The following is a 15,493-nucleotide window of genomic DNA, read 5'->3' as shown; positions in this document are numbered from 1 at the left end:
AATACGATCATCTACCCTTACTGGCGCCTCGTATACTTCGCCTTTGCCGCCGTGATCATCGGTGCTGTGTTCGCCTTCCTGCAGTTTACCACCTTCGGTATGGTTGTGCGCGCTGGTATGGCGGACCGCGAAACAGTCGGCCTGCTCGGCATCAACATCGACAAACGCTTCACCATCATGTTCGGCATAGCGGCCGCCGTGGCGGGGCTTGCGGGCGTTATGTATGCGCCAATCAACTCACCTAACTATCACATGGGCATGGACTTCCTTGTTCTTAGCTTCGTTGTGGTTGTTGTGGGCGGTATGGGTTCACTGCCCGGCGCTGTGCTCGCAGGCTTCCTGCTCGGTATCCTCGAAAGCATCGCGTCAATGGCACAAGTGCTCGAATACCTCCCAGGCCTGAACCAGATCATTATCTATCTGGTCGCAATCATCATTCTACTCACGCGTCCACGTGGCCTTATGGGTCGCAAAGGCGTGATGGAGGACTAAGCCATGCTCGGACTAGACAAAAAAGACTTTAATCTCCTACTGATCGTGGCGTGCCTTACAATGCTCGCACCGTTCATCCTTAACCCCTTCCCTGAAGGCTCGGGCCTCGCCCAGTTCAATGCGGGCTATCCCGACTTGATGCAGCGTTTCGTGATCTTCGGGATCTTCGCAATCGGGTTTAACATCCTGTTCGGCCTGACAGGCTACCTCAGCTTCGGACACGCCGCATTCCTCGGTGTCGGCTCCTACGCCGCTATCTGGATGATGAAGCTGCTCACAACGAACGTGATCCCGGCTATGATTATGGCGGTTGTGATCGCAGGTATCTTTGCCCTCGTCGTCGGCTACGTCAGCTTGCGTCGCTCGGGCATCTACTTCTCGATCCTGACCCTCGCATTTGCACAAATGTCCTTTGCGATGGCCTATTCGGTTCTCACTCCAATCACAGGCGGTGAAACAGGTCTCCAACTCAAGCTCGCCGATGCACGCATCCTTGATGGCGCTCTGGCGGCTGGGGAACAGGCTCGTGCCAATATCTTTGGCCTGAACATGAGCTCTAGTGCCGAACTCTCGCTAGGCAGCTGGCTCTTTACGTTCAACGCGGGCTACTACCTGGCAGCCATCATAATGCTTGTGGCCTTCTACCTCGCCATTCGCATCTTCCGCTCGCCTTTCGGCCTCATGCTCCGCGCGGTCAAATCAAACCAACAGCGTATGAACTACACAGGTCTGAATGCCCGCCCCTACACGCTCGCAGCCTTTGTTATCTCGGGCATGTATGCTGGTCTTGCAGGCGGTCTTATGGTCGCGATGGATACCCAGGTGGGCCCGGAGCGTATGTTCTGGACAGCCTCAGGTGAAGTTGTTCTGATGACAATCCTCGGCGGTGCAGGAACACTTATCGGCCCGGTCCTTGGCGCAGGCTTGATCAAATACATGGAGAATATCCTCTCCAAGATCAACTCAGACATCCTGCACACATGGTTTGCCTTCCTGCCCGATGGGCTTGAAGACTTCATCATCACGCTGATCTACCCGTTCATCGGCAAAGGCTGGCACCTGACCCTCGGCATTATCTTCATGCTCGTGGTTATCTTCTTGCCAGGCGGACTTGTCGAAGGCGGACAACGCATCGCGAAGCTCTTCAAGCGCAAAGACACGCCCGAAGACACCGCGCAATCAACACCTGCAGAATAAGGAAAGCTCCAATGGGAATTCTTGAAGTCAAGAACGTCGGCAAGCGCTTCGGTGGTCTGCAAGCGTTGAACGATGTAAACCTCAGCGTGGCAGAGAACACCTGCCACGCGATCATCGGGCCTAACGGCGCGGGCAAGTCCACCCTGCTCAACGTCTTTGTCGGAAAACTCATCCCCGACACAGGCTCCGTTATGTTCGACGGTCAGTCGGTACTCGGTCGCAAGCCTTTTGAAATCAATCAGATGGGCATCTCGCGCGTGTTCCAGACGCCAGAGATCTTTTCAGATCTCACCGTTATGGAAAACATGATGATCCCAGTGTTTGCAAAGCGTGATGGAGCATTCCGCATGCACGCAATTGAAGGCATGATGAGCGAAAAAGACATCGTTGAAAAAGCAGAGGCGATGCTCGAAGACATGGGGCTGGCCAACAAGCGTGGCATGCAAGCCTCTTCGATGTCTCGTGGCGACAAACGCCGCCTCGAAATCGCAATGTGCCTCAGCCAAGAGCCACGCCTTCTTTTGCTCGATGAGCCGACAGCAGGTATGGCGCGCGCCGACACGAACAACACCATCGACCTTCTGAAGCAGATCAAAGAAGAGCGCGATATCACAATCGCAATCATCGAGCACGATATGCACGTGGTCTTCTCATTGGCGGACCGGATCACCGTTCTGGCACAGGGCACACCCCTGGTCGAAGACCACCCGGAAAACATCAAAGGCCACCCGAAAGTGCGCGAAGCGTACCTCGGCGAAGCGGCATAAAGGAGAACTCAGATGAATGTGAAGCCCGACTTCTCCAAAGGCAAAAGCTTTGCTGAAACCGCCCCCGCCTATCTCTCGGTCTGGGGAATGGAAAGCTACTATGGCGAAAGCTATATTGTGCAAAACATCAGCTTCAACGTCCATGAAGGCGAAATTCTCGCCCTTCTCGGTCGTAACGGCGCTGGCAAAACGTCGACCCTGCGCTCTATTGCGCGCATGGACGCACCGCAAGTGACACATGGTGAAATCTGGCTGGACCATCAGCCGCTTCATAACATGTCAAGCTACCAAGCGGCTCAAGCGGGTATTGGCCTTGTGCCAGAAGACCGCTGCATCATTCGCGGCCTGACAGTTGAGGAAAACCTGCAGCTTGCCCAGATTGCGCCGCCCATCGGCTGGTCGCTTGATCGTCTTTATGAGCTGTTCCCACGCCTCAAAGAGCGCCGCAAACAAGAGGGTGTTACGCTCTCTGGTGGCGAACAACAGATGCTCGCCGTCGCCCGCGCACTTGCACGCGACATCAAGGTGCTTCTGCTTGATGAGCCATATGAAGGCCTCGCGCCCGTGATTGTGGATGAGATCGAAAAAACCCTGCGCATCATCAAAGAGCAAGGCATCACAACGATCCTCGTCGAACAAAACGCCATACGTGCGCTAGAGCTCGCTGATCGCGCTGTGATTCTTGACACAGGCGGGATCGTCTTTGACGGATCTGCCGCAGAAGTGCTTGAAAACGCCGAGCTGCGTGCCGAGTATCTCGCCATCTAAGGCCTCTCCTTGGCCCGCCTGTCAGACCATTTCGCAACAGGCGGGCCACCAAGAGCCCCAACGCAAAGACAAATGGGAAACCGCTATGTCCAAAACTTACGCCCCTTCCGCTTCCATGGCCGCCAACGCCCACGTTGACGCCGCCAAATACGACGAGATGTATGCCGCATCCGTAAACAACCCAGACGCCTTCTGGGCCGAGCACGGCAAGCGTTTGGACTGGATCAAACCCTTCACCAAAGTGAAAAACGTCTCCTTTGAGCCAGGCAATATCGACATCAAATGGTTCGAGGACGGAACCCTCAATATCGCCGCAAACTGCGTCGACCGTCACCTCGCCACACGCGGCAGCCAAACAGCGATCATCTTTGAACCCGATGATCCCAACGAGCCTGCCCAGCACATCACCTATACCGAACTACACGGCCACGTTGGCAAAATGGCAAATGTTCTCAAGAACATGGGTGTCAGCAAGGGCGACCGCATTATCATCTACATGCCGATGATTCCAGAAGCGGCCTATGCCATGCTCGCCTGCGCACGCATCGGTGCGATCCACTCGATCGTCTTTGCGGGCTTCTCGCCTGATGCCCTCGGCGCGCGCGTCAATGGCTGCCAAGCCAAAGTCGTGATCACAGCTGACCACGCTCCTCGCGGTGGCCGCAAGACCAAGCTCAAAGACAACGTCAACCAAGCGCTCTTGCATGATGTTGATGACGTCAAATGCCTCGTCGTAAAGCGCACAGGCGATCAGGTCGCTTGGCGTGATGGGCTTGATTTCTGGTACCACGAAGAAATTGCCAAAGTCTCCGCCGACTGCCCTCCCGAGGAGATGAACGCAGAAGATCCACTCTTCATCCTCTACACCTCAGGCTCCACAGGACAGCCAAAAGGCGTGGTCCACTGTTCTGGCGGTTATCTGGTGTGGGCCTCGATGACCCAAGAGATCACGTTTGACTACCACGATGGCGATATCTACTGGTGCACAGCCGATGTCGGCTGGGTCACGGGCCACAGCTATATCGTTTACGGACCGCTTGCAAACGGCGCAACAACGCTGATGTTTGAAGGCACCCCCACCTACCCAGACGCCTCCCGCTTCTGGCAGGTTTGTGAAAAGCACAAAGTCAACCAATTCTACACAGCCCCCACGGCTCTGCGCGCCCTTATGGGACAAGGAAATGAATTCGTTGAGAAATGTGACCTAAGCAGCCTCAAAGTCCTTGGCACGGTCGGTGAACCAATCAACCCCGAAGCCTGGAACTGGTACAATGATGTTGTCGGCGGCGGCCGTTGCCCCATCGTTGACACATGGTGGCAGACCGAGACTGGCGGCCACATGATGACCCCCCTACCCGGCGCGCACGCGACAAAGCCAGGCGCGGCAATGAAGCCCTTCTTCGGCGTCCAGCCTGTCGTGCTGGAGCCAACATCTGGTGAAGAGATCGACACCTTCCCCACAGAAGGCGTGCTCTGCATGAAAGACAGCTGGCCAGGCCAGATGCGCACAGTCTGGGGCGATCACGAGCGCTTTGAAAAGACCTACTTCTCTGACTACAAAGGCTACTACTTCGCTGGTGACGGCTGCAAACGCGACGATGATGGCGACTACTGGATCACTGGCCGCGTCGATGACGTGATCAACGTATCAGGTCACCGCATGGGCACAGCCGAAGTAGAAAGCGCCCTCGTCGCTCACGCCGCCGTGGCCGAAGCTGCCGTAGTCGGTTATCCGCATGAGATCAAAGGCCAAGGCATCTATTGCTATGTCACGCTCATGAATGATGCAGAGCCTACTGAGGAGCTTCGTAAAGAGCTTCGCAACTGGGTTCGTCAAGAAATCGGCCCCATCGCTTCCCCTGACCTGATCCAATGGGCACCAGGGCTGCCAAAGACCCGTTCAGGCAAAATCATGCGCCGCATTCTGCGCAAGATCGCTGAAAATGATTATGGCGCTTTGGGTGATATCTCGACACTCGCAGACCCTTCAGTTGTGGAAGAGCTGATCGAAAACAGAATGAGCCGCGACTAAAAATCGCTCACACGAACTTAAAACCGCGCGAGGCCCACGCCTCAGCGCGGTTTTTTATGTTGAAATACAAGTTCCTAAGACGCCCTATCTCTGCTTCAAAATGTCTTGGAGGCAAACCCGACGTCGTGCCAGTGCCTCAAAGTCCGATTGGGCCCCAAACTCGACAGGATTTTAGTCAACCCAGCATTCTTAACCTTCTGTTAGGATTTCAGGCAGATATTTGGTCGTGGTGGGGGCTCCATGATCGGAGCCAAAAATGTCCTTGGTAGAAAGTCTTGGCGCCGCGTCCCAAACACGCAGCGCAACAACAACTGCAATGAGCGAGCGCCTCGCGCAATCTCAGGTCCAAAGCGCCGCGCCTGCCGTGGCCAAGACCGAGCTGCGAAGCGCCGTACAACAAAGCACGGCCACCAGCACGACACGTATTATGCTGGAAAGCCCGCCCAAAGAGGCCGCTCCCCCCCGCCGAAGCCTGCCCGTTGGTACATCGACAGCCGCCTCTCTCATTGAGATGCGTCTCTCCCAAGAGCTTGCCCAGCTTCAGGAAGAGCAGAAAAAAAGAATAGCCACTATTGCGCAGTCCAGCCGCCATCCACCGGGATGGTTGTGCCCGTCACATTGTGGGCAACTCGCTCACAAAGCCAGAGCGCTAGCGCACCAATCTCCTCCGGGTCCGAGGTGCGCAACGAAGGTTGCTTTTCGCCCAACAGCTCCGCGATACCTGCGTCGCGGCTCCCGCCGTGCTGCGCGGCTCTTGCCTCAATCTGTGGCTGAATGATCCCCGTTTCGGTCCAGCCTGGTGCAATACAGTTCACAGTCACGCCACCACTCGCTTTGGTTCCTGCGCTCGCATATTCTAGCGCCGCAACTCGGCTCAAGCCCACCAGCCCAAACTTTGCTGCCACATAGGGCGCCTTATCCTTGCTTGCGACAAGCCCATGGACAGAAGCAATATTAATAACCCGCCCAAAGCCGCGCGCCGCCATATCAGGCATCAAAGCCTGCATTGTGTGAAACGCCGCCGAAAGGTTAATCGCCAGAATCGCCTCCCATGTGTCGCGTGGCATGTCTGCCAAAGGCGCTGTATGCTGAATACCCGCATTGTTCGCCAGAATATCAACAGGGGCCCATGCCCGCACATCATTTACAAGTGCATCAATTGCACTGACATCGCGCATATCTCCCCCGAAAAACCGAACATCAGCAGCTCCTGCCGCCCGCACGGCGGAGCAAGCTGCGTCGCCCTCTTCTGGCGTGGCCAAACCGTGTAGCGCAACGCGCGCACCCGCCCCGCCGAGCGCTTTGGCAATCGCAAGACCAATCCCCTGTACAGATCCTGTCACAAAGGCCTTCTTTCCGCTGAGATCACTCATCCCATTTCCTCCAGACGCTTGCGCAGCTCGGTCTTAAGAACCTTGCCATAGTTGTTCTTAGGCAGTTCATCGAGAGCATAATAATCCTTGGGCCTCTTAAACCGCGCAATATTCTCAAGGCATTGCGCATCCAAGGCCGCTCGATCAAGCACCGCCCCTTTCGTCATCACAACAAAGGCCACAACATCCTCGCCCCACTCAGGATGCGCACGCCCCACAACACTGACCTCCTCTACATCAGGCAGCTCCAAAAGCACTTCTTCCACTTCGCGAGGGTAGACATTGCTCCCCCCTGTAATGATCATATCTTTGGAACGGTCATGCATCGTAATATAGCCATCAGCATCCATGCTGCCCATGTCCCCCGTCATGAGCCAGCCGTTCACAAGCGTCTTGGCGCTGGCCTCTGCGTTCCTCCAATAGCCGGGCATAACAGTATCCCCGCGCACCATGATCTCGCCGACTTCTCCGCATGGAAGTTCCACGCCATCCGCCCCACCAATCATGACTTCAACAGCAGATTGCGCGCGCCCCACAGAGCCAAGTCGCTCGCGCCAGCGTGGGTGGCTGCGGTCCGTCACATCGTGGCGAGACAATGCAGATATGCCCATCGGACACTCGCCCTGCCCGTAAATCTGTAAGAAAACGGGGCCAAAATACTCAACCGCCTCGATAATGTCGGCATTGTACATCGGGCCACCTGCATACACGATACTGCGCAAGCCCTCGCCCTTCACACCCGCCACTTTGGCAGCCAGCGTCATCCGCTTGACCATTGTCGGCGCGGCAAACATATGCACAAGCCCAAAATGCGCCGCGAGCTCGAAGATTTCAGCCTCATCAAACCCGCCTGAAAGCGGGCAGATGTGGCGCGCACCGACCATCACATGCATGATGTTGTAAATCCCAGCCCCATGACTGAGCGGCGCCGCATAAAGCGCTGCATCTTCGGGCATCACCTGATCCGCATCAACAAAGTAACACAGCGCCATCGAACGCAGCATCCGATGGGTGATCATCACGCCCTTGGGCCGCCCCGTTGTGCCCGAAGTGTAAAACAGCCACGCCAAATCATCATTCGCACAGGTGACGGGCTGCGCAAGCGGCGCCGTCGAGCGCACCACTTCATAAGCGTCGCTCTGAACATCCATCAGCCTTGCATCTGTGCCAGCATCTAGCAAAGACTGCGCCAAGCCCGTGTCACAAAACACTATTGCAGCCTCGGCATTGTCAATAATCCATGCTGCCTCACGCCCGTGAAGCTTCGCGTTAATTGGCACTGCCACAGCTCCCGCCATCCATATCCCATATTGAACAATGAGATAGTCCGGCAGATTCTTCATGAAAATCGCGACAGGCGCGCCCTTGCCTGAGCACTGCGCCAAGAGCCAAGCCGCCACCTGCCCCGCGCGTTCCAAAAACGCACCATAATCCGCCACGCAGGTCTCGCCCCAAAACAGCGCCTCCCGCGATGGCGTCAAGGCAGCCGTGCGGTAAAGATACTCAGCTATGTTCATGTCGTCCTCCCAAACTTGAGCACATTCAGCACCAAGCCAAGCGCGCCCGCAATGCCGTAGTTCTACGTGCTCTTGCTGCGCGCCTAAAAAGCGGGCACTCTTGTGACATGACGCAGCATACCCCCTCGGATCTGGCCTTTACCCACGCCCCCATCGGGCTGGTGATCTTAGAAAACCGCATCATAAAATCCGCCAATGCGCTCTTTGCCGAGATCTTCGGTGGGGCGCCCCAAAGCTACATCGACATGCCCCTTGAGGCGCTATACCCCAGCCGTGAGGACTATGAGCGCATCGGAGCGCGCGGACTTGAGGCGATGCGCACCAGAGGCCGCTACGCCGACGAGCGCGTGATGCGCCGCCGTGATGGCACGCTTTTTTGGTGTCGCGTGCGTGGCCAAAGCCTCACGCCTGATGCGCCCTTCAAACGTGGCGTCTGGAGCTTTGCTGATCTGTCCCAAGAGCGCCCCCTTGTCGCCCTCACAACGCGCGAGCGCGAAGTCGCGATTTTGACTTGCCGTGGACTTACCTCTAAGGAAATAGGCCGCGAGCTGGGCCTCAGCTACCGCACAATCGAAGTCTATCGCGCCCGCCTACAAGAGAAGTTTCGCGCCCGTAAACTGGCCGAACTGGTGGCCAAACTCTCAGGCATGCCACTATGAGCTGCAGTTTCCCCTCGCATTATCGCTCAAAAGCTTCAAACATGCGGGCAGATATGCGGCTTTTCACGCCCGCTCACTTCGCCTATAAGGCCCCAAATCCTGACGCTTCGTAAACCGCGGAGCCAATACCTGAGGACATGATGACAAAAAAAGACGGAACTCATGACACCGATGTGGCCTTTATCGAGGCACTGGCGAAAATCCTCGGCGAGAACGATCTCACCGAACTCAACGTAAAACGCGAATATGGCGACAATGACAGCCTGAACGTTCGCGTAAGTCGCAAAACAGAAGTGGTTCAGCATGTTGCTGCTCCCGTTGCGGCTGCGGCCCCTGTTGCGGCTGCTGCGGCCGCCCCTGCGGCGGCGGCTGCCCCTGCCGAAGATCCGTCTAGCCACCCGGGCGCTGTGAACTCTCCTATGGTCGGAACGATCTATCTTCAGCCAGAGCCAAGCGCAACGTCGTTTGTCTCCGTCGGCCAGCAAGTCAACGAAGGCGACACCCTGCTGATCGTGGAAGCCATGAAAACGATGAACCACATTCCGGCCCCCAAATCGGGCACGGTCAAGCGTATTCTGGTCTCCGATGGCGATGCTGTCGAGTTCGGAACACCCCTGATGATTATCGAATAAGGCTCTGACATGATTGAAAAAGTCCTTATCGCCAACCGCGGTGAGATCGCCCTGAGGGTCATTCGCGCCTGCCGCGAAATGGGCATTCAGTCGGTCGCCGTTCACTCCACAGCAGACGCAGACGCTATGCACGTGCGCATGGCCGATGAAAGCGTCTGCATCGGCCCGCCTGCTGGCACAGAGAGCTATCTCTCAATCCCAGCAATCATTGCCGCCTGCGAAATCACAGGCGCGCAAGCGATTCATCCTGGCTATGGCTTTCTGTCTGAAAACGCCAATTTCGTGCAAATCGTCGAAGATCACGACCTGATCTTCATCGGCCCAACAGCCGAGCACATCCGCGTCATGGGCGACAAAATCACAGCCAAAGAAACCATGATCAAGCTTGGCGTACCCGTTGTGCCCGGCTCTGACGGCGGCGTCGCCACGCTCGAAGATGCACAGCGCATCGGCGAAGAGATTGGCTATCCCGTGATCATCAAAGCCACAGCTGGTGGCGGCGGCAAAGGCATGAAAGTGGCGCAAACCGCCGCCGATATGCCCTCTGCTTTCCAGACAGCCCGTGCCGAGGGCAAGTCCAACTTCGGCAATGACGAAGTCTATATCGAGAAATACCTCACAACGCCCCGCCACATCGAAATCCAGGTGTTTGGTGATGGCAAAGGACGCGCCGTTCACCTTGGCGAGCGCGACTGCTCGCTCCAGCGCCGCCACCAGAAGGTTTTTGAAGAGGCTCCTGGCCCCTCAATTTCCCCTGAAGAGCGCGCCAAGATCGGCAAAGTCTGTGCCGACGCCATGGCTGATATCAACTATATCGGCGCGGGCACGATCGAGTTTCTCTACGAGAACGGCGAGTTCTATTTCATCGAGATGAACACCCGCCTGCAAGTCGAGCATCCCGTGACAGAAGCCATCTTCGGTGTTGATCTGGTGCGCGAACAAATCCGCGTTGCAGAAGGCCAGCCTATGTCCTTCACGCAAGAAGATCTGAAGATCAACGGCCACGCTATTGAGGTGCGCATCAACGCAGAAAAACTACCCAATTTCACGCCCTGCCCGGGGAAGATCACGCAGTTTCACGCGCCAGGCGGCCTTGGTGTGCGCATGGATAGCGCACTCTACGACGGCTATTCCATCCCACCCTATTACGATAGCCTCATCGGCAAGCTCATTGTTCACGGACGCGACCGCCCAGAAGCGCTCGCACGTCTTGACCGTGCACTTGGCGAGCTGATCGTCGATGGTGTCGACACCACAGTGCCGCTCTTTCACGCACTCTTGCAGGAAGAGGACATCCTCTCGGGCGGATACAACATCCACTGGTTGGAGCACTGGCTCGAAACAAACCTTTCCGAGGCATGACCCTCACGCCCGAAGTTGTGCTACATGCCTATGCTTCGGGCGTTTTTCCTATGTCCGAGGGGCGCAACGATCCTGAAATCTTCTGGGTCGATCCACGCGAGCGCGGCATACTTCCTTTAAACGGCTTTCACATCTCACGCAGCCTGGCGAAACAGATGAAAAAAGGCGGCTATACCCCTGCAATAAATCAAAACTTTAGCGGTGTTATACTGGCCTGCGCTGATCGCGAAGACACGTGGATCAACGCCGATATCGAGGCCGTTTTTACAGAGCTCCACGCCCGAGGCTTTGCTCATTCCTTCGAAATATGGCAGGATGGCGCACTGATTGGCGGAACTTACGGCATCACTCTGGGCAGCGCCTTCTTTGGTGAAAGCATGTTCAGCCGTGCCACAGGTGGCAGCAAACTCGCCCTCGCCCATCTCGTTGATCATCTTTCGCGCGCAGGTTTCACACTCTTTGATACACAGTTTCTCACGCCTCATCTCGCAAGCCTCGGTGGCCTCGAAATCTGTCGTGCAAGTTATCGCACTCAGCTCGCCGCAGCGCTCACGCATGATGCCGATCTGTTTTCTGTAAGCTTAGATCAGGACCCCTACTGCGTCTTGCAGCGCGTCACCCAAACATCATAACGCGCATGGTCCAGCGCACTCAGCGCAGGCGATGAGGCAACCATCCAACCAGAGAAGATCAAATCAGGCTTGCCTGTCTCGTGAATTGTCAAAAACGCATAAGCGTCACCCGACGGGTTCCCTTCAGGGTAGCGGCACTCGCCAAGCGAAACGCTTAGCCGACCAAATTCGACAGAAGTGCCATTGGCCATATCCAGATCACTGGTCTTGCCGTTAACCTTATCAAGCCCGCGTAAAATCGCGCCTGTCCCAAGGCTAACTTGTTCAGCAAAGACAGCAGAGCCCGCCAAAAACAGCACCAAAGCGATGCCCAAGCGCTTCATTCAGAGGCCCCCGAGTCTCCAGCTACAAACTTGAGAAGCAATGAAATAAGCGAAACCGATCCCTGCGTATCGAGAATTTCATCGCCTTCTTCATAGAAGAATGGCGATCCGCCTGGCATGATCTCAACAAAGTTCCCGCCCAAAAGCCCCTCTTGGCTCACGATCACAGCGCTGTCGTCTGGAATCTCAACGCCAGATGCCACGCTCAATGTCGTGTCAGCGCGATAGGTCTCAGGGTTCAGAGTGACCCCTATCACAGTGCCGACTTTGACACCTGCAAGGCGCACATCCGTGCCCACAGTCACGCCCTCAAGCGAGCGAAACGAAGCCGAAAGCGGGTAGCCCGCGCCCTGACCAGAAAATCCTGTGGCTTGCCCCGTATAAAGCACAAACGCCACCGCAGCCGCCAAAACCGCGCCGCCAACCAATACTTCTGTTGTGTTTTCAGACATTTACAATCCGCTCCTATTCAGGAGCCCAAGCCTCATAATCACGGCGTTCTTTCGGTTCTGCGCGGCGCAAAGACCCTTCGGGAATATAGGCAAGCGGCGTACCCGTGTGGTTTGGCTCATGTGGCTTTCCCCAGGCCTTATGTGGAAGAGGCGCATCAGTCGGCGTCTCTTTAAACGTGTGGTGCAACCAGCCATGCCAGTTCGCATCAATGCGGCTTGCCTCAACCGTGCCATTAAACATAACCCAACGGCGTTTGCCGTCACGGCTTGTGTAATAGACATTGCCTTGGCTGTCTTCGCCCACGCGTTTCCCCTTGCGCCACGTATAGAGCTGGGTGTTGAGCGTCGAGCCGTTCCACCATGTGGCAACTCGCAGGATAGATTTCAAAATGCCCATGAGAGCCTCCGCAAAACTTGCTTCTGATATGGCCCAATTTAAGACCAAGGTCCAGCCTAGCTTGCGCCATTTGCGCCTCGCTTTGCAAAACTTAGCGCGCATTCGCTCAAATTCGTAGCTCTGGAGCGGTCAATTTGCTAGCTTTGCACAAAACAAAAGATGCTGGGCAGCACATTATGACAGTTCAATCCCCTCCGACACATGTCGCCGAATGTATGGGCGTCAAGGTTCCTCCTTCTCCGTTCCTCAACGAAACACGCATCGCGCGCATCAATGAGGCCCGCTATGAAGGCCAAGAGATCGCTGGTGCGCTCTCCGTCGTTGGTCCTTCTGATCGCGTGATCGAGATGGGCGCAGGCCTCGGGATAGTTAGCGCCGTCACACAGCTCAACGCCCGCTCCGAAGTGATGGTCTCTTTTGAGGCCAATCCAAACATGATCCCCCACATCGAAGCGCTCTATGCGCTCAACAAGATAAAAACCAAGATCAAGCTTCACAACAAAGTGCTTCTCACAGACCCGGAGCCGCCTAAAACGGTTGATTTTTTTCTGCGCAACAGCTTCCTCGGCTCATCCCTCACCGACACAGACAAACGTGAGACAGAAACCGTCACGATCCCGACAGCGCGCTATGAAGAGCTGCGCAAAAGCTTCCAACCAACAGTCCTTTTGATGGATATCGAAGGGGGTGAGTTGGAGTTTCTGCGCCAAGCAGACTTAACAGGCTTGCGCGCGATCGTGCTGGAGTTTCACCCCGAGAGTTACGGCAAGGAGGGCATGAAAGAGTGCAAGACGATCCTGCGCAACGCTGGCTTTTCCAAAGACAACTCCGTCAGCACCCGCCTCGTCTGGACCTGCCTGCGCGGTCCGGATGTGCCCAATGCCCCGCCCCTGCCTGACGATGGCTGGTCGCGCAAGATCACAACACTTGAAGACGCACTCATCGTCCCGCCGATTGAGGCAGGCCTCGTTCAGGCGACAGGCGTGCTGGATCGCGCAGGCAATTACGTCGCCCAAGGCGCACTCTGGCGTCGTGATCGCGCTCTCACATTGCCCCCAGCCATGCCGTCAGAGACTCCCAAGGCGCTCGAAGGCACTTGGCTTTGGGGCGGCCCGCTCTGGCTTCACTTCGGACATTTTCTAGCCGAAAGCACACCCCGCCTTTGGGCACTCGACGCCCATGAAAGCGAGCTCAGTGGCATTCTTTTCACGCCCAAACGCCCGCGCAATGCAGGCCTGATCAAACGCTGGCAATGGAAGTTCTTTGAAGAGCTCGCCCCCGGCCTGCCCGTCAAAATAGTGACAGAGCCAATGCGTGTGGAGCGGCTCATCGTACCTGGGCAAGGCTTTGGTCTTGGTGCTATTTCAAGTGGCACGCCTGAGTTCCGCGCCTTCATGGCGGGGCGGTTTGGTGCGACAGTGCCCGCCAGTGGGCCTGAGAAGCTCTATATCTCACGCTCCAAATTCGAGTTTCGCAAAGGCTCTCTGGTTGGCGAAGAGGCGCTGGAGCGTCACTTGGAGGCTCAGGGTTATGAGGTTTTTCACCCTCAAGAGCATGATATCGCGACACAAATAGCGCGCTATAAAGCCGCCAGCCATATCATAGCCGCAGAAGGCTCCGCCATTCACCTCGCGGCCATGGTCACGGGCCCCGCACAAAAACTCGCCATCATTGTGCGCCGCCGCTCCTCGGCCACGGACTATATCGAAGCGCATCTCAAAGCCTTCGCTGGCGTCACTGCCCTCAGCGGTGATGCGCTGATCCGAAATTGGATGCCTAAAGGCGAGCGCAAAGCCCGCCATGCTGTCGGCGAGATAGACTTCCCCGCCCTCTAGGACGCGCTCCTGATGGACGGATTTCTCACCCCAAGCCCCGACATTTGGGAAAATTTCTCACCCGCGGATGTCTCAGCGCTACTGGGTGACAGTTTCACAGAAGCCTAAAAGAAAAGCCCCGCTGGCTTCACACCAACGGGGCTTTTCTCTGTCTCGCTCAGGCGGTTGCGCTTAGCTCACCGCGCCTTCCTTTTTCTTTTGATCCGCATAAATGATGAGCGGTTGTGCATCAGAGATGACAGCCTCTTCATTCACAACAACTTCCTGCACATTCTCAAGCGCAGGCAAATCAAACATCGTGTTAAGCAGAATATCCTCAAGGATCGAGCGCAAGCCGCGCGCCCCTGTCTTACGTTCAATCGCACGGCGCGCAATCGCGCTCAACGCATCTTCGGTAAAGGTCAGCTGCGCATCTTCCAGCTCAAACAGGCGCTGGTACTGCTTCACAAGCGCATTCTTCGGCTCTGTCAGGATCGTGACGAGCGCATCCTCGTCCAAGTCTTCCAGCGTCGCCAATACAGGCAGACGCCCAACAAACTCGGGGATCAGACCAAACTTGAGCAGGTCTTCGGGCTCGAGGGATTTGAATGTCTCGCCAATGCCGACCATGCTCTCGTCGCGAACATCCGCGCCAAAGCCCATTGCCGAGCCCTTGCCGCGCTGTTTGATGATCCGGTCAAGACCGGCAAAAGCGCCACCACAGATAAACAGGATGTTGGTCGTATCCACTTGCAGGAACTCCTGCTGCGGATGCTTGCGACCGCCCTGTGGAGGCACGGAAGCAACCGTGCCTTCCATAAGCTTGAGAAGCGCCTGTTGCACGCCTTCACCGCTCACATCGCGCGTGATCGAGGGGTTTTCAGATTTGCGAGTGATCTTGTCGACCTCGTCGATATAAACAATCCCACGCTGCGCCTTCTCCACGTTGTATTCGGAGCTTTGCAGAAGCTTCAGAATGATGTTTTCAACATCTTCACCCACATAGCCCGCTTCGGTCAGCGTGGTCGCATCCGCCATGGTAAACGGAACATCCAAAATCCGCGCCAGCGTCTGCG

Annotated in this window: 15 protein-coding genes and 1 pseudogene; 10 read left to right on the top strand and 6 right to left on the bottom strand. The window is 56.3% G+C overall.

Translation table 11 applies throughout. From position 1 onward, the window contains the following. The 5 genes and pseudogenes from P8O11_RS00225 to acs all read left to right on the top strand — a co-directional run. Nucleotides 1–492 (top strand): annotated as a pseudogene (locus P8O11_RS00225) (branched-chain amino acid ABC transporter permease); the annotation flags it as partial. 3 nt (nucleotides 493–495) lie between these two features. Beyond that, the gene (locus P8O11_RS00220; protein WP_300290414.1) at nucleotides 496–1,689 is read left to right on the top strand and encodes a branched-chain amino acid ABC transporter permease; all 1,194 of its coding nucleotides are present in this window, start codon (nucleotides 496–498) and stop codon (nucleotides 1,687–1,689) included. A gap of 11 nt (nucleotides 1,690–1,700) precedes the next feature. Continuing rightward, entirely contained in the window at nucleotides 1,701–2,456 is a 756-nt protein-coding gene (locus tag P8O11_RS00215; RefSeq protein WP_300290412.1) for an ABC transporter ATP-binding protein, read from the top strand. Between the two features lie 12 nt (nucleotides 2,457–2,468). Continuing rightward, nucleotides 2,469–3,224 carry an ABC transporter ATP-binding protein gene (locus P8O11_RS00210; RefSeq protein ID WP_300290410.1) on the top strand — a complete coding sequence of 252 codons (756 nt, stop codon included), beginning with the start codon at nucleotides 2,469–2,471 and terminating at the stop codon, nucleotides 3,222–3,224. Nucleotides 3,225–3,309: 85 nt separating this feature from the next. After that, nucleotides 3,310–5,256 carry an acetate--CoA ligase gene (acs, locus tag P8O11_RS00205; protein ID WP_300290408.1) on the top strand — a complete coding sequence of 649 codons (1,947 nt, stop codon included), beginning with the start codon at nucleotides 3,310–3,312 and terminating at the stop codon, nucleotides 5,254–5,256. A gap of 569 nt (nucleotides 5,257–5,825) precedes the next feature. On the opposite strand, the gene P8O11_RS00200 is transcribed toward acs, so the two are convergent. Then, complete coding sequence (locus tag P8O11_RS00200; RefSeq protein ID WP_300290406.1) at nucleotides 5,826–6,629, bottom strand: SDR family NAD(P)-dependent oxidoreductase; 804 nt, start codon at nucleotides 6,627–6,629, stop codon at nucleotides 5,826–5,828. Continuing rightward, entirely contained in the window at nucleotides 6,626–8,146 is a 1,521-nt protein-coding gene (locus P8O11_RS00195; protein WP_300290404.1) for a class I adenylate-forming enzyme family protein, read from the bottom strand. Before P8O11_RS00195 ends, P8O11_RS00200 begins: the two co-directional genes overlap by 4 nt. 107 nt (nucleotides 8,147–8,253) lie before the next feature. Here P8O11_RS00195 and P8O11_RS00190 point away from each other — a divergent pair, with 107 nt between their 5' ends. The 4 genes from P8O11_RS00190 (at nucleotide 8,254) to aat (ending at nucleotide 11,431) form a co-directional block, all read left to right on the top strand. Beyond that, complete coding sequence (locus tag P8O11_RS00190) at nucleotides 8,254–8,805, top strand: LuxR C-terminal-related transcriptional regulator (RefSeq protein WP_300290402.1); 552 nt, start codon at nucleotides 8,254–8,256, stop codon at nucleotides 8,803–8,805. Between the two features lie 140 nt (nucleotides 8,806–8,945). Then, entirely contained in the window at nucleotides 8,946–9,437 is a 492-nt protein-coding gene (gene accB, locus P8O11_RS00185; RefSeq protein ID WP_300290400.1) for an acetyl-CoA carboxylase biotin carboxyl carrier protein, read from the top strand. Between the two features lie 9 nt (nucleotides 9,438–9,446). Next, a complete protein-coding gene (accC, locus tag P8O11_RS00180) occupies nucleotides 9,447–10,799 on the top strand; it encodes an acetyl-CoA carboxylase biotin carboxylase subunit (RefSeq protein ID WP_300290398.1) in 1,353 nt (450 codons plus the stop codon). Continuing rightward, nucleotides 10,796–11,431, top strand: coding sequence for a leucyl/phenylalanyl-tRNA--protein transferase (gene aat / locus P8O11_RS00175; protein WP_300290396.1), 636 nt, complete (start codon nucleotides 10,796–10,798; stop codon nucleotides 11,429–11,431). The genes accC and aat overlap by 4 nt, the downstream gene beginning before the upstream one ends. On the opposite strand, the gene P8O11_RS00170 is transcribed toward aat, so the two are convergent. From P8O11_RS00170 to P8O11_RS00160, 3 genes are read right to left on the bottom strand one after another with little or no spacing between them, the layout of a single operon-like run. Beyond that, complete coding sequence (locus tag P8O11_RS00170) at nucleotides 11,395–11,754, bottom strand: DUF2155 domain-containing protein (RefSeq protein WP_300290394.1); 360 nt, start codon at nucleotides 11,752–11,754, stop codon at nucleotides 11,395–11,397. The genes aat and P8O11_RS00170 overlap by 37 nt on opposite strands. Beyond that, nucleotides 11,751–12,206, bottom strand: coding sequence for an outer membrane lipid asymmetry maintenance protein MlaD (gene mlaD, locus P8O11_RS00165; protein WP_300290392.1), 456 nt, complete (start codon nucleotides 12,204–12,206; stop codon nucleotides 11,751–11,753). Before mlaD ends, P8O11_RS00170 begins: the two co-directional genes overlap by 4 nt. Nucleotides 12,207–12,219: 13 nt before the next feature. After that, complete coding sequence (locus P8O11_RS00160) at nucleotides 12,220–12,603, bottom strand: NADH:ubiquinone oxidoreductase subunit NDUFA12 (RefSeq protein WP_300290390.1); 384 nt, start codon at nucleotides 12,601–12,603, stop codon at nucleotides 12,220–12,222. Between the two features lie 176 nt (nucleotides 12,604–12,779). On the opposite strand from P8O11_RS00160, the gene P8O11_RS00155 reads away from it, so the two are divergent. Then, entirely contained in the window at nucleotides 12,780–14,438 is a 1,659-nt protein-coding gene (locus P8O11_RS00155) for an FkbM family methyltransferase (RefSeq protein ID WP_300290388.1), read from the top strand. 171 nt (nucleotides 14,439–14,609) lie between these two features. Here P8O11_RS00155 and clpX read toward each other — a convergent pair. Next, nucleotides 14,610–15,493: ATP-dependent Clp protease ATP-binding subunit ClpX (clpX, locus tag P8O11_RS00150; RefSeq protein ID WP_300290386.1), on the bottom strand; the 884-nt coding region annotated here is incomplete at its 5' end.

It is taken from the genome of Lentibacter sp., from assembly GCF_029254145.1.
GTDB lineage: Bacteria > Pseudomonadota > Alphaproteobacteria > Rhodobacterales > Rhodobacteraceae > Lentibacter.
Note: the sequence above shows the minus strand (reverse complement) of the source record. Positions and strands in the feature narration are given on the sequence as shown.